This window comes from Vitreoscilla sp. C1, assembly GCF_002951955.2.
In the GTDB taxonomy this organism is placed as follows: Bacteria; Pseudomonadota; Gammaproteobacteria; order Burkholderiales; family Neisseriaceae; genus Vitreoscilla; species Vitreoscilla stercoraria.
In genome coordinates, this window is record NZ_CP019644.2 from 1,644,505 (window position 1) to 1,662,723 (window position 18,219).

Consider the following 18,219-nt stretch of genomic DNA (forward strand, 5'->3'; position numbering starts at 1 on the left):
TCCTACAAACTATTAAAATTTTAATCTGGCGACAGTATAAACAGTCACCGTCACAGCGTCACGCTTGACGTACTTGTGGTGCTTGTCCCGTATAGGCAATCGCCCACCACGCCAACATCAACACTGTGGCAAAAATGAACACACCACTCAAACCCATTTGGCTCAATAACAAACCGCCGACCAAACCGCCGACAAAAATACCCAATGATTGCGCCGTGCTGTAAAAACCCATCGCTGCACCACGCTGCTCAGGTGGCGCAAATTTAGCGACCATAGATGGCAAAATGGCTTCTAAAACATTGAATGCAATGGCGTACAATACCAAAGCTGTCATCAAGACGATTGTCCCGACGCTTTGCCATGCCAAAACACCTTGCGCCACAATCATCATGCCAATGGCCAATAACAAAGTGGGTTTTAATTGGCGTTTTTTCTCACCAAACATGATAATGGGCACCATCAAAAACATGCCAAACAAGACCATTGGTGCATACACTTTCCATTGCTCTTCTTGCGCCCAACCCATTTGCAACAATAAAAATGGCAAACAAATGAACAAGGACATTTGTCCTGCATGCAAAGCAAAAATACCAAAATTCAAGCGCCACAATTGCGGCTGCAAACCAATTTGCAAAGCAGGCAAACGATTGCGTACAGTCACTTGTTCTGGGTCTGGCACAAAACGGTGTACCGCATACATCGCAGCGAGCATCGCCACACCTGTCAATACAAATAAACCCTCAACACCAATCAGCCCCGATAGTAACGGTGCAGCCACCAAACTGCCTGCAAAAGTCAAGCCGATACTCATGCCAACCATCGCCATTGCGCGAGTACGCACTTGCTCACGAATCAAATCCGCCATCATTGCCGTAATCACCGCACTGATGGCACCTGCGCCCTGTAAAGCCCGCGCCAACATCAAGACCCACAGTGTTTCAGCGATTGCCGCCAAAAAACTGCCCACCACAAAAATCAACATGCCTATGTAAATGGTTTTTTTACGCCCAATTTTGTCTGACAACATGCCAAAGGGCAGTTGCAAACATGCTTGGGTCAAGCCATAAGCACCCATAATCCAACCAATCCACATAGACTGGTCAGAACCTGCCAAGGCCGCAGCATGCAAAGCCAAAACTGGCAAAACCAAAAACAATCCCAACATGCGCAGCGCATACACGCCCGACAATACGCCACTGGTGCGCCACTCTTGCGGGGTCAATTGGTTGTCAGAACGAACTTCTTTGTGCTTCAAATCACAAGACTCCGTGATACGTCCAGTGGCGGTTTAAGGCCGCATAAACTTTATTAGGATAAGTCATTCGCCCCAAACTGCCGTTATAGCGAGCCAAAGCACGCATGACATCGCCTTTTTCTCGATCGATGTAATAACGCAAAATGGTACAGCCATAACGCAAATTGGTACGAATATCGAATAAATTGTGTTGCTGTGTGCCGATGTGACGCGCCCAAAAAGGCATCACTTGCATCAAACCTCGAGCACCCACACCGCTAATAGCATAACGCCTAAACATCGATTCTACTTCAATCAAACCCAAAACCAATTGCACATCTAAACCTGCACGTTTGGCTTCGTATTGCACATTGATTAAAATGGTTTCACGCTCACGCGCATCAGCAATGAATTTAGACAAACGTGCCGACATTTCCGCCAACCATGCCTGTCCTGCTTGTCGTGTCGAAAACACCAATCGCGCAGGGCTCACATTGTTTACTGAGCGGCGCATGGTCGAAGCGACATTGTCAGCCAGCTGCTCCTCCCGCTGTGACGCCCACACACCAGTGGGCGCAACTAACAAAGCTGCAGTACCCAGCAATAAATGTCTTCTGCGTCGATTGATGCTCATCACACGTCCATCAATCGGCAAAGCCTGCAAACGACCAAGTCAAAGACTCGCCCGCACGCATCGGAATCAAGCGGCCTGTAACATAATCCACATATTCAGGTACGGCTTGCGGGCGTTTTTCCAATACAATGCGGCGGCTGTTTTCAGGCAAGCCATAAAAACGTGCACCGTTTTGAGAAGCAAACGCTTCCAATTTGTCCAAAGCATTCACGCTTTCAAACGCTTCGGCATACAATTCCATTGCCGTCAAAGCACTGAACACGCCCGCACAACCGCAAGCGCACTCTTTGGTGCCTTGCTCGTGTGGCGCACTGTCGGTACCTAAGAAAAATTTGTGTGATTTGTCACCAGAAACCGCTGCCAACAAAGCTTCTTGATGGCTACGACGTTTTAAAATTGGCAAGCAATACAAATGCGGACGCACGCCACCGACCAACATATCATTGCGATTGTGCAATAAATGTTGTGGTGTCACCGTTGCGACCAAATTTTCACCTGACTCTTGCACCAATTTGGCAGCTTCTGCGGTGGTGATGTGTTCAAACACAATTTTTAAAGTCGGCACTTTGGCCATAATCGGCAACAACACTTCATCAATGAACACCGCTTCACGGTCAAAAATATCCACATCACTGTGCGTCACTTCGCCATGCACCAACAGCAATACGCCCTCTTGCGCCATCGCTTCCAACACAGGCAACAATGCAAACAAATCGGTCACGCCCGAGTCGGAATTGGTGGTCGCGCCCGCAGGATACAATTTGAACGCCACAATGCCCGCCGCTTTGGCTTCTTTAACCGTTGCCACATCGGTTTTGTCGGTCAAATACAAACTCATCAAAGGCGTAAAATCCAAACCTTGTGGTACGGCTGCCAAAATTTCATCACGGTAAGCCAAAGCTTGCGCCACTTGGGTGACAGGTGGTTTCAAGTTGGGCATCACCAAAGCGCGCGCCATTTGACGGGCTGTGTGTGGCACCACGGCTTTTAAAGCATCACCATTTCTAAAATGCACGTGAAAATCATCTGGCTGTAACAAGGTCAGACGTTCGGTCATGATCAATCCTTTGAATGAAATACGAGGGTGTTTCTGAAGTTACAGGCCGCTTCAAGCGTCCTGTAAACCACATTGAAGATTATTTGTGACGCAATACCAAAGTAAAACTACCATCGGCCAAAGCCTCAGATGACAACAACACATGACCTGTATGACGACAAAAAGCCGCAAAATCTTCTTGTACACTCGCATCGGTGGCATACACGGTTAATTCATCCCCACTTTGCAAATTCGCCAACGCTTTTTTAGCCCTAAGCATCGGCATGGGGCATTTCAAACCTTTCACATCTAATTGTGCTTGAGTCATGTTGATTCCATCTTAATGCAAAACGGCAAAATTATAACATTGTTAAGGAAACGAACACAGGCTACATTTGCAAGCAGTTGCGCTACAATACTGCTTTCATCTTGTTACGAAGGAATTGTCGATGCGCACTCGTCTGAGCTGTTTGTCTTTATGCGCCCTAGCTTTCATCAGCACCCAAGCCATAGCTGACAACAAACGGAGCTTCAGTCAAAACATTGAAGAACCAGACTACGCTTTCCAAGAACAAGAAGTGTCTTTGCCTGAATACCCAACTGAAAATGGCGATTGGATAGAGCTATACGTTCACCCTACTTTCAAAAACAAACCCAAATTGCTGCGCTCTAGCGTCAAAGTCTTGAGCAATGCTTCTGTTTCTTATGTTTTAAACAATCAATCTGCCAACGGCATCGACAATATCAGCTTTGAAAATTTGCGTTGCAGCACCCAATCTTTTCGTTCTGAATACAATAATGGCGTGCGCCAAATCGCTTTTGCCGACACCTATAACAAGCGTTGGTTAGAAAGCCGCAATGCACAATGGCGTGATGTGGGCAGCAATCTAAACACCAACACACCAGTACAAGAAATGCTCAGCCGTGTGTTCTGTGATGGCGGTCTGCCACGCAACGACAAAGAAATTGATGCCCGTTTGACCAAAATCGGCACTTACCACCCGTCTCAAAACCGTGGTGCCCACGAATACGATTAAGTAGCCTGAAACCCAATCATGACTGAATTATTATGGATGTGCCTGTTTGCCTTTTTAGCAGGTATGATGGATGCCGCTGTCGGTGGCGGCGGTTTGGTACAAATCCCCGCTTTGTTTGGCTTACTGCCTGCCAACACACCTATTGCCACAGTAATGGGCACCAATAAATTTGCGTCAATGTGTGGCACTTTAACCGCAGGTTGGCAATATGTGCGCAAAATCAACGTGCCTTGGAAAATGTTATTGCCCGCAGCTGCATTGGCATTTATCACATCCTATTTCGGCTCCATGTTGGTGTCACACATTCCCGTGCATTGGTTCAAGCCATTTATTTTGTTGATTTTGGTGGTCATGGCCATTTACACCTTTTGCAAAAAAGATTTTGGTCAAAAAGAACGCCAATCGAGCTTAAGCCAAAAAGAATGGTTAATCGGTTTGGCGTGTGGCGCTTTGATTGGTTTTTATGATGGCGTGATTGGCCCGGGCACAGGCAGTTTTTTAACCTTCATGTTCATTCGCCTGTTTGCGTTTGATTTTTTGACCGCAGTCGCTTCTTCTAAAATCATTAACATCACGACTAATTTGGCTGCTCTGAGCTTTTTCATCCCCAATGATTATATTTTATGGGCATGGGCAATTCCATTAGCGGCCTGTAATTTAAGCGGTGGCTTCATTGGCACTCAAATCGCTTTGCGTGGTGGTTCAGGCTTTTTGCGCTATGGTTTTATGCTGCTATTGGTCATTTTAATCGCCAAATTTGCTTATGATTTGCTGCCTTTATGGCAAACATGGTGATTTTTAGAGCATTGCATCTGATTGCTTGGTTGGGTGAGCCAGCTTACTCATGTTAGAGTCATTTTATAAATCACCAAGGAGTCAGACTGCATGAACCCACAAACCGTCAGCATTGCACTGCCCAACGGGCAAAATCTCAGTGGCACTTTATTTCATCGCGCCGATATAAGATTCAATCAAGCAATTGTGATTTGTAGCGGTACAGGCTTCTTGCAAACCTATTACGCCGCTTTTGCCACTTGGTTGGCAGCACAAGGCTATACGGTTCTGACTTTTGATTACGATGGCATTGGCCCATCCTTGCAAGGCGACCTGAAACATTGCTCCGTGGGCTTACAAGATTGGGGCACACGCGACATTCCTGCCGCTGTGGATTTTTTATTGGCACACACAGGTTTACCACAAGCTTTATTAATCGGTCACAGCGCAGGCAGTCAAATGTTAGGCGTCATGCCCAATCATGCCAAAATAGCCAAAGTGATTGCCATTGCCGGTTCAACAGGACACCTTGCCAATATGCGCCCTGAATTTGCCCGCAAAGCCAATTTTCTGTTCACGGTTTACATGCCGCTGTCGAATTTGGTATTTGGTTACGCCAAACTCAAAGCCATCAAATGGGGCGAAGATTTGCCACGCCATGTCGCTCGGCAGTGGGCGCAGTGGTGTAAAAACGGGCATTATGTCCGAACTGCCATTGACCGTGGTGACATTGAACACGATTTTCATACGCAAATCACCCAACCGATTACCGTGATTCATGCCGAAGACGATGACATTGCCAACGCAGCCAATGTGGCAGAATTTCTCAGCACTTTCCCCAACGCCATCAAAACCACCCGTTGCTTGAATCCACAAACATATGGCTTTAAGCACATCGGACACAACCACATTTTGCGCCCTAGCCACCAAAAACTCTGGGACATCGTGTTACAAGAAATTCAATTGCTGTAAAACGCTTTGCCAAGCGTCCTGTAAACCTTTCAGGACGCTTGATTGGCCTTCCAAGTTTGAATAATGTGTTGATTGTGATGATTCGAACCACCATAATTGACCAAGATGACATCCAAACTCATGCCAGAAACGCGTTGAGCCGCTTTCAATATCGCCGCATCAATCCACTCATCAGGATTGCCAAATGCACCACCGCCCAAACGGGTTAAATACAATTTTCGACTCGAACTATTGGCGGCGATGATGAAAGTGGCTTCATACGCCGCTTCCAAAACCAAGCGTGCAAAAGTTTCCCAACTCGTCACATCTCGCCCCAATGGCGAATAAGCCATAGGCAAAGCTGAAGCATATACTTGCGTGACCACATGTTCACAATGTGGCAAAGTCACTTGTGTATCTTGCTGCACACCCACTTTCACCAAAGAGCGATACTCTGCAAGATGGTGATGCAATTGTGTGGCAATGCGCTCTAAAGCCTGTGCGCTTTGAGGCAAAACATAGCCATTTTGGGTGTGCCAAAGTTCGTCATTTTCATTACCAAGCGCACGACCTAAATCTGCCAAAGTATCGATTTGATGGTGTTCGCTTTGCCCCATTTGCACGCCAACAGGCACAAAATAATGGCGATAAATCAACCCTGCCGCACAAGCCATCGCACAAGCAGGACCCTGCGTACGGTCGTTTTGATAACGTATGACACCATCTTCTGGCGTTTGATTGGGCGAAATCATTTCCAATAAATTGGTTTGCGATGCCACTTGAAACACCGCACCTGCATTAGCAGAATCCGCATGCAATGCTTGCACATCGGCCACCACTTCAGAAAACACAATCTGCCCGCCATCTTTTTGATAAGTCAAGCTGCCCAAATTGGGCATATTCAAGTGTCCTGCCTGCAACGAAATTTGCGCATGGCTTTTGCCATACAAATACCCATCTTCATATCTCAAACCATTCCAAACAGCCGCATGGCTGTCTGAATGTAAACCTGTTAATTGCGTAAACCAGTTCATATTATGGGCTTTCAAATATATGAAGAAACAGCGTAACACATTAAAAAAGCGTCCTGTAAGTTACAGGACGCTTGAATATATCAATTGGTTATTTGCCAAAATTCAACAAATCATGTTCTAGCAAACGTTGGCTCTTCACCACCGCATCCAACTGTTTCATGGAAGACAACAATTCTTTCATGTACGCCATCGGCACAGCATTAGGACCATCGCTTTTGGCTTCGCATGGATTTGGGTGTGTTTCCATGAACACACCTGACACGCCTGCCGCAATCGCTGCGCGCGCCAACACAGGTACAAATTCACGACGACCACCTGAAGCATTGCCCAAACCACCCGGCATTTGCACCGAATGCGTCGCATCAAACACCACAGGACATTGCGTGTCACGCATAATCATCAAACTGCGCATGTCAGAAACCAAATTGTGATAACCGAAACTTGCGCCACGCTCACACACCATAAAGTCCGCAGGCAAGCCTTTTTCAGCCGCCGCCGCACGCGCTTTGTCAATCACATTGCCCATGTCTTCAGGTGCCATGAATTGACCTTTTTTGATGTTCACAGGCTTGCCCGATTGCGCCACCGCACGAATGAAGTCGGTTTGGCGCGCCAAAAATGCAGGCGTTTGCAACACATCTACCACGCTAGCGACTTCTGGCACTTCCGCTTCGGTATGCACATCAGTTAACACCGATACACCAATTTGACGTTTGACTTCGTCCAAAATGCGCAAGCCTTCAGCCATGCCCAAACCACGAAACGATGTACCGCTAGAACGATTGGCTTTGTCAAAACTGGATTTGTAAATGAATGGAATGCCCAATTCATCGGTGATTTCTTTCAAATAGCCTGCTGTGTCCAAAGCCATTTGTTCGCTTTCAATCACGCAAGGACCCGCAATCAAGAAAAATGGTTGGTCCAAGCCCACATCAAAACCGCATAATTTCATGTCTTTATCCTTATCAAGGCGTCCTGTAAAACAAAACTGCCAATAGTCTATCTATTGGCAGTGAGTGTAACAGCTTAGAATTTATTTATCAGCTATCGTTTTGCTTTTTAACGCAGCTTTAACAAATGCGCTGAACAATGGATGACCATTGCGTGGGGTTGACGTGAATTCAGGATGGAATTGCGCCGCAAAGAACCAAGGATGCTCTTCTTGTGGCAATTCGATGGTTTCCACCAAATGCTCATGGCCACTAGAATAACCTGCAACCACCAAGCCAGCTTCTTCCAATTTAGGAACATACTTGCCATTGACTTCATAACGATGGCGATGGCGTTCTTTGATTTCGGTCGCACCGTAAATGCGTGCCGCCAAAGAGCCTTCTGTCAATTCGCAAGTTTGTGCACCCAAACGCATGGTGCCACCCAAATCGGTGTTTTCATCGCGTTTTTCAACTTGACCGTCTTCATTCACCCATTCTTCAACCAAAGCCACCACAGGATATGGAGACTTCAAATCAAATTCGGTGGAATTCGCACCAGCCATGCCAGCGACATTGCGAGCGTATTCAATCAAAGCGATTTGCATACCCAAGCAAATACCCAAATAAGGGACTTTGTTGGTACGAGCATATTCTACCGCTTTGATTTTGCCTTCGACACCACGCAAACCAAAACCACCTGGCACCAAAATCGCATCCATGCTTTCTAATGCTGCGGTACCATCTTTTTCGATTTGTTCGCTGTCAAAATACGTGATTTGTACATTGGTTTCGGTGTGAATGCCCGCGTGTTTCAAAGCTTCTGACAAAGATTTGTAAGATTCAATCAAATCCACATATTTACCAACCATACCGATTTTAACGGTGTGTTTTGGATTTTCAATGGCATGGACAATTTTCTTCCAAGTGGTCAAATCGGCTTCAGCAACGTTCAATTGCAATTGCTCGCAAATGATCTTATCGATGCCTTGGTTGTGCAACACTTCAGGAATTTTGTAAATACTGTCTTTGTCAGGGCAACTGATCACCGCACGCTCTTCGACGTTACAGAACAACGCAATCTTGCGTTTTTCGTCTTCTGGCAACATGTCTTTCAAACGGCACACCAAAATGTCTGGTTGCAAACCAATAGAACGCATTTCTTTAACAGAGTGTTGCGTTGGCTTGGTTTTGATTTCGCCTGCCGCTTCAATGAATGGCACATAAGACAAATGCACGAACAAGGTATTAGCACGACCCAATTGGCTGCGCATTTGGCGAATCGATTCCAAAAATGGCAAAGATTCAATGTCACCAACGGTACCGCCAATTTCAACAATCGCCACTTGGTTGTCGGCTGCGCCAACGTGCACTTTGCGTTTGATTTCGTCGGTAATGTGAGGAATCACTTGTACTGTGCCGCCCAAATAATCACCACGACGCTCTTTTGCCAATACTTCTTCATACACTTGGCCAGTAGTGAAATTATTAGACTTGCGCATGGTAGAACTGATGAAACGCTCATAGTGACCCAAATCCAAGTCGGTTTCAGCACCGTCCTCGGTCACAAACACTTCACCGTGTTGAAGCGGGCTCATCGTACCCGGGTCTACGTTAATGTAAGGATCTAATTTGAGCATGGTGACTTTTAAACCACGCGCTTCAAGAATGGCAGCAATTGACGCTGCAGCAATGCCTTTACCCAAAGAAGAAACGACACCGCCGGTCACAAAGATAAACTTGGTCATGACGAAACACACAGAATGGAATTGCAAATTATAGCATGATTTAAGGTAACAATTAAACCACTAGCGTGCATCAATTTGTGTCAAGTTCACACATTAACTATCTGCACCATCTACCCTCCAATCATTTACAGGACGCTTTTAAAATACATCCGCGCAAGCCACCATCAAAACGCCACCATCACGCCCAAATAACCAACCATGCCGCTATCACCACCAAAACCAAGCCCCAATGGTCTGCTTTGGCCAATTTTTCTTTGAAGAAAAATACCGAAATGAGCAAACTGAACACGATTTCAATTTGCCCTAAAGTTTTGACTATCGGCACTGATTGCATGCTCATGGCACTGAACCATCCAAGCGATGCCATAAAACTGCACACACTGACTTTCAATGTCAAACCCAAACGTTGCCACATTGCCACCAAAGTATGGCGACGCCACAAACCTAAATACAGCAACATCAATACACATTGAAAACCAATCACCGATACCAACACCCAAGCAGCACGGTGTAAATAAGGCAATTGGTTCAATTCCAAACTGGCCTCACGCACCAACAAAGACGTGATGGCAAAACTTAAACCACTGCCCAAACCTATCCACAAAGTAGACCAAGACAAGGCTTCACCACGCTTGCCTTTACTCAGCAAGAATACCGCCACACCACCGATAGCCACACCCACCCAAGCCAAGATGCTCAAAGCATCCTGTAAAAACACCACCGCCACTATCGCAGCCAAAATCGCTTCGCTTTTCGCCAATCCGACACCAATGGCATAGTTTTTTTGCTTGAACAATTGCACCATCAAAACAGTCGCCACAATTTGGCTCAGCCCGCCCATGACAATATAAATCCAATACAAATTGGTAAACTCAGTCACGACATTGACAGGGCGCATGTGGTACAAGCACCACACATACACCACCGCCAAAGGCAAACCAAAAATAAACCGTGCCAACGTCACGCCATACACATCGACCGTACTGCTCAATTGCTTTTGAAACGCATTGCGCCATGCTTGCATGAACGCCGCCATCAAGGTCAATCCTACCCACGCTGAAAGCATTTTCACCCCGTCTTTTTTTATTTATATCAATATGAAATCCATCACCAAACGCATTGTGTGCCCAAATGTAAAAATTTGAACAGCATTTTTAGCTTCATCAAAAAAATGATGCCAATACATAAAAACAACAATGCTTTGAAATTTTGATTCATAGGATGAAATTCTACTGTGATTGTCGCTACAATCAGCGCCACAACCCACTTTAAAGCTTGTTATCCTATGTTGCCTCGCTCTCAAATCAAAGCCGAATTTTTTCTAGTGTTTGCAACATTAGGGTGGGGCATCAATTATCCCTTGATGAAAATGGGCTTGCAGCTTGAACAAGGCACTTGGTTTTTGTTCATGCGCTTTTTGTTGAGTTTTTTATTGTTATCACCGCTGTTATGGCTTCATCGCCAATACATCAATCGCCATAGTTTCAAAGCAGGCTTGATTTGCGGCTTAATTTTCATTCCTTGTGTGCAATTGATGAACTGGGGCTTACACCACACCACCGCATCCAATGCAGGTTTTATTTTTGCCTTGTTTATTTTGTGGGTGCCCATTACCAATGCCTTGTTTTTCAAAACCCCCATCAGCAATCCCATCAAAGTCAGCATGGCATTGGGCATTGTCGGTTTGGCCATCATTGCGCAAGTTCACAAACTGCATTTGAACATGGGCGATTTGGCCATTTTGATTTGTTCTTTGGGCTACACGTTTTACATTTTGGCCTTAGATCGTTACAGCACGCCCAAAGAAAGTACCGTCATTACCGTGATTCAATTATTGGTTTTGAGCATCGGTTGCATGGCCATTTATGGCGTCACCAAACCCGAAATACACCACATCAATTGGTCATGGCAATTGATAGGCATTTTGGTTTTGTCGACTTTATTGCCATCTACTTTTGCCACATGGGCGCAAACCCGTTACCAACCAGACACCACACCTGAACGCGCCACTTTGATTTTCAATTTAGAGCCTGTTTTCGCCACTATTTTTGCCGTTTGGTGGCTGCATGAAGCCTTGACCATCAATATGTTAATTGGTGGCAGCTTGATTTTAGCCGCCATGGTTTGGCCCAATCTTGCCGAATATTTTCACCACCATAAATTCAAGAAAAATCAGCCTTTAAGCTAAGACCATCCCGCCAAAAAAATGGGCAATTTTTCTATTTTTAAAATGGTTTGGTTTGGGATTAACAGATAAAACCATACCAAAGCGCCAACATAGCCGAATACAAAACCGCAGCCTCATATGAAACAGAATCCCCATATAAAGACCGAAATTGCAGCAAGACCAACATTAAATAAGTAAAATCAACAAATGAACTTGAATAATCAGCCGTTTTTATGATATAAATCTCGTTTTTACTAATTCGGTAATTTGGAGTCTAACCATGGCACGAGTATGTGTAGTGACCGGCAAACGCCCTATGACGGGTAATAACGTGTCACATGCCAACAACAAAACCAAACGCCGCTTTTTACCTAACTTGCAATCACGTCGTTTTTGGGTTGAAAGCGAAAACCGTTGGGTACGCATCCGCGTTTCTAACGCTGCTTTGCGCACTATTGATAAATTAGGCATTGACGCTGTATTGGCTGATTTGCGTGCACGCGGCGAAGCGTAATTAAGGAACAAGCAAAATGCGCGATAAAATCAAATTAGAATCATCTGCGGGTACTGGTCACTTCTACACCACTACCAAAAACAAACGCAACATGCCTGGCAAAATGGAAATCAAAAAATTTGATCCAGTAGTACGCAAGCATGTGATTTACAAAGAAACCAAATTGAAATAATCTTTCGATACGGTTTTAGATAAAATTGCCTTTGTTTGTATAAAGGCTTTTTTATTTGATAAAAGCGTCCTGTAATTTTTACAGGACGCTTTTTTGCATCTGAATCTGGCTTCATCCAAGCCCAAGATTACACTTTCTTGCCCATCTTAATACCACGAATCTTGTAATACACCCACAAAACCACAATGGCAAAAATCACTGAAGCAATCCAACCAGCAGCTTCACCAGGTTGATACCAACCCACAGCACTGCCCACAAACGTTGCCACAAACGAGCCTGCAATGCCCAATAAGATGGTCCAAATCCAACCGATATTGTCATCCCCTGGATGCAAAGCCCGTGCCAACAAACCCACAATAAAACCCACTAAAATGGTAGAAATCATGATTCATCCTCCTGTGCTTCAACATATAACAGAGATGGGCAATGGTATTTGGTTCCACCATCACACCCATTCCACTATTCATTATGAATCACTTAACGGCAATAAAAAAGCGTCCTGTAAACTTTACAGGACGCTGATACCAGCTAATCTATCAATCGTGGTAAACAAACCGTGCACGTTTCACATTGCACAAAATTTCATAGCTGATGGTGCCTGCCACCGCTGCCACCGTATTGGCGCTGACATGCTCACCCCACAACTCCACTTCGCTGCCGATGCCTTGCGCATCATCATTCAAGTCCACCATCGTCATGTCCATAGACACACGACCAATGATGCGTGATGGCTTACCATCAATCATAACCGGGCTGTCATTGGATGCCAAACGTGGGTAGCCATCAGCATAACCGACCGCAATCAAACCCACACGCGTCATGCGCTCGGTTTTAAAGATAGAACCGTAACCAATCACTTCACCAATAGGCAACTCACGCACGCCAAAGACTTTGGTTTTGAGCGTCATGACTGGTTTTAAATTGGCATCAGGATAAGCCATCGGCGACAAACCATACAAAGCCAAACCCGCACGTCCCCAGTCGCGGTGTGAATCAGGATGTGCCAAAATACCCGCAGAATTGGCCATGCTCTCTTCGATTTTGTCATCTGTTACCACAGAATCGAATGCCGCAATTTGCTGCGCTGTCATCAATTGCTCAGGTTCGTCTGCACGAGCAAAATGGGTCATTTTGATGACTTTGGCTACTTGTGGTGCGGCCTGTAATTGAGCAAATGCCTTCACATAGTCTTGTGGGAAAAAACCTGCTCGGTGCATGCCACTGTCCATCTTCAGCCATACGGTCAACGGTTTTTTCGCTTCATACGCTAGCAAACCATCCAATTGATTTTGGTTTTGCACCACTGGCCACAAATCATGCTGCTCAATCAATTCGTATTCCGAAGCCTCAAACACGCCTTCTAACAAGACGATAGGCAACGTAATGCCTGCTGAGCGCAAGGTCAACGCCTCTTCAATTGCAGCAACGGCAAAACCATCTGCCAAATCACTCAAAGCCTTGGCACATTGCACCGCACCATGACCATAAGCATTGGCTTTGATGACAGCCAAAACTTTATTGCCGTGTAAACCTTTTAAATATTGGTAATTGTGGCGCAAATTCGCCAAATGAATGTGTGCTTCCAAAAAACGCATGATCGAATTCTCTTTCTTCAAAAACATTCAGGCCGCTTGTGTGTGACCTCAAGACGACCTGAATTTAAGCATTGTGTTGTGACAATATTACAATTGAATTGGTTTAGCCAATACTTTGCCGCCTTTGGCATAACGTTGCAAAGACAAATCGTGCGCATCGATTTCAGGACGCTTGCCTGAAAGCAAATCCGCCATCACTTTGCCAGAACCCAAACTCATCGTCCAACCCAAAGTGCCGTGACCGCAGTTAAATGCCAAATTATTGTAGCTAGAGCCACCAATAATCGGTGTACTGTCAGGCGTTACAGGACGCAAGCCCGACCAGAACGAAGCACGTGACACATCGCCACCATCTGGGAACAAATCGGTAACCGACATTTCCAAAGTTTGACGGCGTTTTTCACTCAATTTGGTGTAATAACCTGACAACTCCGCCATACCACCAACGCGAATGCGGTCATCAAAACGGGTAATAGCGATTTTGTAGGTTTCGTCCATCACGGTAGATACTGGTGCAGCTGAAGTATCGGTAATCGGCACAGTCAAAGAATAGCCTTTGATTGGGTAAATCGGCAAATCAATGCCCAAATTCAAGAACAAATCACGGCTGTAAGAACCCAAACAACACACATAATAGTCGCCTGTAAACGCAGTACTGTTTGCCCAAACTGCTTTCACTTCTTTGCCATCATGCTCAACACGGTCAATGCGGTGATCATAGAAAAATTCAACACCTGCTTCTTCACACATTTTAGCCAAACGATTGGTGAACATATAGCAATCACCCGTTTCGTCTTGTGGCAAACGCAAACCACCGGTTAATTTGTGTTGCACACGAGCCAAAGCAGGCTCAACAGCGGCACAAGCTTCTGGCGATAATTTTTCAAATGGAATGCCACACTCTGCCAAGACTTTCATGTCTTGTTCCACCACTTCCAATTGTTTTTGGTTGCGGAACACTTGCAAAGTGCCTTGTTGACGACCTTCGTATTCGATACCTGTCGTTTCACGCAAAGCTGCAAATTGTTGGCGACTGTAATCAGCAATGCGCAACATGCGCTCTTTGTTGACTTCATACACTTTCTCGCCACAGTTTTGCAACATCATCATCATCCATTTCAATTGGTATATAGATGCATCAGGACGCATTAACAATGGAGAATGTTCAGAAAACATCCATTTGATGGCTTTTTGAGGGATGCCAGGTGCTGCCCAAGGCGTAGAATATCCAAAAGAGATTTGACCTGCATTGGCAAAACTGGTGTCACATGCAGCATGACCGTGACGCTCAATCACCTGTACTTGATGGCCTGCTTGGCTCAAATACCATGCTGTCGCGGTACCAATCACGCCCGCACCTAAAATCACGATTTTCATAAATTCGTCCTTGATGAGATGTAATGCTGCATTGCAATCATTTTGCGCAGTTATTTTTCTAGTGTAATGCAGAATATATAGCTATTTTCACTAAAAATAATGATTTCTAATGTATATTAATGATTATTTTTAACTACAAATGTGGATTTTCACCATGAATAGTTCAATTTCAGAATTAGACAAAATAGACACCAAAATCATTCACATCTTGCAACAAAATGCACGCATCAGTATCGCAGAACTTTCCGAAAAAGTAGGCTTATCTGCCACACCAGTCAAAGAACGCATGAAAAGACTACAAGAATCAGGTGTCATTACAGGATTTCATGCCAAAATTAATCCACACCTTATCGGACAAGGTTTATTGGTGTTTGTAGAAATCAAACTTAAAGACAAATCGGCAACTTTGTTTGCAGAATTCAAACGCGATGTGTTGCGTACACCACAAATCATGGAATGCCATTTGGTTTCAGGTGAGTATGATTATTTGATTAAAGTACGCATGACCGACATCGCCGCTTACCGTCAAATGTTGGGAGACATTCTGCTGCAATTGCCAGCTATTTTAGAAAGCCGCTCTTATATTGTGATGGAAGAAGTCAAAGAAACGCATTTACTGCCTATGTTATGACAACCAGACACCACTGCAATGCAACAATCTATTGCAACTTAATCCAATTGCAGCAGTCTTTGAGTTCATATTGATATTTTATTATTTAAATACCAAGATACAAGATAGTATGAAGTTTGTTTTTAGAACAAAAAAATGCGCACATTTAATCAAATGTGCGCCAAGTCTACAAAGGAGAAATAGAGGAGAAACTGTTGAACCAACTATGCAATTGATTCAACAGTTCCTATTATCCATACTCTAAAATTTAAAGTCAATGTATTAATGGTAAATTTTTGATAAAAATGACATTACAATCAAGATGCCAACAATACCACAACAAGATGATGATTTATATAAATTATTTTCACACAAAACAGACAATTGAATCATGCCTTCATTCTAAATTCATAATAATGAACACACATAAACAATATAAAAAATCTGATGAATATCAAGTCTCGGCAGCATGAATCAGCCAAAAAATAGACAAAAAAAATGCGCACATTTAATCAAATGTGCGCCAAGTCTACAAAGGAGAAATAGAAGAGAAACTATTAAGTAGGTCATTGCAACCACTCAATGAAAGCTATTATGAACATTAACGAAGCTTCTGTCAAACAATATTTTCGATTTATTATTTAAAGTTATGTTAACTGAAAAATAAACGTTTTAAAACATCAAAATATTGTTGTTTTACTTTCGATTAAATTCAAATATAATCAAATTATAGAAAAATATGAATTTATAATTCTTAAATGAACAATTGCAGTCGTTTTAAGCACCATTTCATGGTTTAAAAAACGAATTCACACTCACAAAAACAACAAAGCGCCCTGTAAGCCACAGAACGCCTTGGATTTTTCTCAAATAGAGAATGATTCGAAACCGAACTTATTACGCTTGCGAACCACCGACAATCAAACCAGAATCGATACGCAAAGTAGGCTGACCCACACCCACAGGGACGCTTTGACCTTCTTTACCACACACCCCCACGCCGCTGTCTAAAGCCATATCATTGCCAATCATAGAGATATGATTCATGACATCGGGGCCATTGCCAATGATGGTTGCGCCTTTCACAGGGTATTGCAGCTTACCGTTTTCAATCCACCACGCTTCTGATGCAGAGAATACAAATTTACCACTGGTAATATCCACTTGACCGCCACCGAAATTCACCGCGTAAATGCCTTTGTCCACCGAAGCCAAAATTTCCTCAGCATCATACTCACCATTGGCCATAAACGTATTGGTCATACGAGGCATCACCGTCGAAGCATAGCTTTCACGGCGACCATTACCTGTGACTGCCATGCCCATCAAACGTGCGTTGGTTTCGTCTTGCAAATAGTTTTTCAAAATGCCGTCTTCAATCAACACCGTCGCTTGCGTAGCATTGCCCTCATCGTCCAAAGTCAAAGAACCACGACGTTGCTCAATATTGCCTTGATCAATCACCGTCACACCTTTGGCCGCCACTTGTTGACCAATTTTGTCTGAAAACGCGCTGGTTTGCTTGCGGTTAAAATCGCCTTCCAAACCATGGCCAACCGCCTCATGTAACAATACGCCCGGCCAGCCATTGCCCAAGACAATTTTCATGGCACCTGCAGGCGCAGGACGCGACTCTAAATTCACCAAAGCTTGACTCACCGCTTTGTCCACATAATATTGCACCATATTGGTATCAAAATAAGCAAAATCGAAGCGACCACCGCCGCCACTGCTGCCTTGCTCACGACGACCGTTTTGCTCCACAATCACCGTCACCGACAAACGCACCAATGGACGCACATCCGCTGCATGACGCCCATCTAAACGCGCCACATATACAATGTCATGCTCACACGCCAATGTCGCCATCACTTGTACCACGCGAGGGTCTTTGGCTCTGGCTAAGCATTCCACTTGTTCTAATAATTTGATTTTTTGTGCCGCATCCAAAGAATGCATCGGATTGGCCAATGAATATTGCACTTTGGCTTCGGCTATCACACGCGCACCACAATGGGCATTGCTTTGACCTTGGCGAGCAATGGCACGCACGGTACTGGCCGCTTGTTGCAAACTGGCCAAATGAATGGAATCGGCATAAGCAAAAGCGGTTTTATCCCCAACAATTGCACGAATACCAAAACCTTCATCGATGTTAAACGTACCACTTTTAACAATGCCTTCTTCCAATTTCCAGCTTTCAAATGCCGAATGTTGGCAATAGACGTCGGCGAAATCAACTTGATGCTGCCCTACTTCAGACAAGACTTGGTCCAATACTGCTGCGGAAATGTCATTGCGCGCCAACAAATGTGCGCTGGCGTGCTGAAAAACGTCATGGGTGTTCATTGAATTCGCAATCCAAATCTAAAGATAATTAGGGTCTATTGTAACGGATTTCATTCAA

Annotated in this window: 19 protein-coding genes; 7 read left to right on the forward strand and 12 right to left on the reverse strand. The window is 44.6% G+C overall.

Translation table 11 applies throughout. From position 1 onward, the window contains the following. Positions 1-58 precede the first annotated feature (58 nt). The 4 genes from ADP71_RS08060 to ADP71_RS08075 form a co-directional block, all read right to left on the reverse strand. Positions 59-1,255 (reverse strand): MFS transporter, encoded by a 1,197-nt coding sequence (locus ADP71_RS08060; protein ID WP_019958053.1) that lies wholly within the window; start codon positions 1,253-1,255, stop codon positions 59-61. A gap of 1 nt (position 1,256) precedes the next feature. Then, positions 1,257-1,868: a lytic transglycosylase domain-containing protein gene (locus ADP71_RS08065; protein ID WP_019958054.1), complete on the reverse strand. Its 612-nt coding sequence runs from the start codon at positions 1,866-1,868 to the stop codon at positions 1,257-1,259. Between the two features lie 10 nt (positions 1,869-1,878). After that, on the reverse strand, positions 1,879-2,925 hold the full coding sequence (pyrC, locus tag ADP71_RS08070; RefSeq protein ID WP_019958055.1) for a dihydroorotase: 1,047 nt from the start codon (positions 2,923-2,925) through the stop codon (positions 1,879-1,881). 79 nt (positions 2,926-3,004) lie between these two features. Then, a complete protein-coding gene (locus ADP71_RS08075; protein ID WP_019958056.1) occupies positions 3,005-3,232 on the reverse strand; it encodes a sulfurtransferase TusA family protein in 228 nt (75 codons plus the stop codon). A gap of 121 nt (positions 3,233-3,353) precedes the next feature. Here ADP71_RS08075 and ADP71_RS08080 point away from each other — a divergent pair, with 121 nt between their 5' ends. The 3 genes from ADP71_RS08080 (at position 3,354) to ADP71_RS08090 (ending at position 5,687) form a co-directional block, all read left to right on the forward strand. After that, positions 3,354-3,941 (forward strand): CNP1-like family protein, encoded by a 588-nt coding sequence (locus tag ADP71_RS08080; RefSeq protein WP_019958057.1) that lies wholly within the window; start codon positions 3,354-3,356, stop codon positions 3,939-3,941. An 18-nt stretch (positions 3,942-3,959) separates the two neighbouring features. After that, positions 3,960-4,736, forward strand: a complete 777-nt coding sequence (locus ADP71_RS08085; RefSeq protein WP_171461059.1) for a sulfite exporter TauE/SafE family protein — start codon at positions 3,960-3,962, stop codon at positions 4,734-4,736. A 90-nt stretch (positions 4,737-4,826) separates the two neighbouring features. Then, on the forward strand, positions 4,827-5,687 hold the full coding sequence (locus ADP71_RS08090; RefSeq protein WP_019958059.1) for an alpha/beta hydrolase family protein: 861 nt from the start codon (positions 4,827-4,829) through the stop codon (positions 5,685-5,687). Positions 5,688-5,716: 29 nt separating this feature from the next. On the opposite strand, the gene ADP71_RS08095 is transcribed toward ADP71_RS08090, so the two are convergent. From ADP71_RS08095 to ADP71_RS08110, 4 genes are all read right to left on the reverse strand, one after another. Beyond that, the gene (locus ADP71_RS08095; protein ID WP_216603987.1) at positions 5,717-6,700 is read right to left on the reverse strand and encodes a hypothetical protein; all 984 of its coding nucleotides are present in this window, start codon (positions 6,698-6,700) and stop codon (positions 5,717-5,719) included. Between the two features lie 88 nt (positions 6,701-6,788). Next, complete coding sequence (gene kdsA, locus ADP71_RS08100) at positions 6,789-7,652, reverse strand: 3-deoxy-8-phosphooctulonate synthase (protein WP_019958061.1); 864 nt, start codon at positions 7,650-7,652, stop codon at positions 6,789-6,791. 81 nt (positions 7,653-7,733) lie between these two features. After that, positions 7,734-9,377, reverse strand: coding sequence for a CTP synthase (locus ADP71_RS08105; protein ID WP_019958062.1), 1,644 nt, complete (start codon positions 9,375-9,377; stop codon positions 7,734-7,736). 178 nt (positions 9,378-9,555) lie between these two features. Further along, on the reverse strand, positions 9,556-10,443 hold the full coding sequence (locus ADP71_RS08110; RefSeq protein ID WP_026353502.1) for a DMT family transporter: 888 nt from the start codon (positions 10,441-10,443) through the stop codon (positions 9,556-9,558). 219 nt (positions 10,444-10,662) lie between these two features. Between ADP71_RS08110 and ADP71_RS08115 the strand changes: the two genes are divergently transcribed. The 3 genes from ADP71_RS08115 to rpmG all read left to right on the forward strand — a co-directional run bounded on the left by ADP71_RS08115 (position 10,663) and on the right by rpmG (position 12,230). Further along, entirely contained in the window at positions 10,663-11,565 is a 903-nt protein-coding gene (locus tag ADP71_RS08115) for a DMT family transporter (protein WP_026353503.1), read from the forward strand. 259 nt (positions 11,566-11,824) lie between these two features. Continuing rightward, the gene (gene rpmB / locus ADP71_RS08120) at positions 11,825-12,058 is read left to right on the forward strand and encodes a 50S ribosomal protein L28 (protein WP_019958066.1); all 234 of its coding nucleotides are present in this window, start codon (positions 11,825-11,827) and stop codon (positions 12,056-12,058) included. A gap of 16 nt (positions 12,059-12,074) precedes the next feature. Next, a complete protein-coding gene (gene rpmG / locus ADP71_RS08125) occupies positions 12,075-12,230 on the forward strand; it encodes a 50S ribosomal protein L33 (RefSeq protein WP_019958067.1) in 156 nt (51 codons plus the stop codon). Between the two features lie 127 nt (positions 12,231-12,357). Here rpmG and ADP71_RS08130 read toward each other — a convergent pair whose 3' ends face one another. From ADP71_RS08130 to ADP71_RS08140, 3 genes are all read right to left on the reverse strand, one after another. Continuing rightward, entirely contained in the window at positions 12,358-12,615 is a 258-nt protein-coding gene (locus ADP71_RS08130; protein WP_019958068.1) for a GlsB/YeaQ/YmgE family stress response membrane protein, read from the reverse strand. Positions 12,616-12,766: 151 nt separating this feature from the next. Beyond that, the gene (alr, locus tag ADP71_RS08135; protein ID WP_019958069.1) at positions 12,767-13,825 is read right to left on the reverse strand and encodes an alanine racemase; all 1,059 of its coding nucleotides are present in this window, start codon (positions 13,823-13,825) and stop codon (positions 12,767-12,769) included. 87 nt (positions 13,826-13,912) lie between these two features. After that, on the reverse strand, positions 13,913-15,202 hold the full coding sequence (locus ADP71_RS08140) for a D-amino acid dehydrogenase (protein WP_019958070.1): 1,290 nt from the start codon (positions 15,200-15,202) through the stop codon (positions 13,913-13,915). A gap of 166 nt (positions 15,203-15,368) precedes the next feature. On the opposite strand from ADP71_RS08140, the gene ADP71_RS08145 reads away from it, so the two are divergent. Continuing rightward, on the forward strand, positions 15,369-15,833 hold the full coding sequence (locus ADP71_RS08145; RefSeq protein ID WP_155970448.1) for an Lrp/AsnC ligand binding domain-containing protein: 465 nt from the start codon (positions 15,369-15,371) through the stop codon (positions 15,831-15,833). Positions 15,834-16,709: 876 nt separating this feature from the next. Here ADP71_RS08145 and tldD read toward each other — a convergent pair. Continuing rightward, complete coding sequence (tldD, locus tag ADP71_RS08150; RefSeq protein WP_171461060.1) at positions 16,710-18,161, reverse strand: metalloprotease TldD; 1,452 nt, start codon at positions 18,159-18,161, stop codon at positions 16,710-16,712. Between the last annotated feature and the right edge of the window lie 58 nt (positions 18,162-18,219).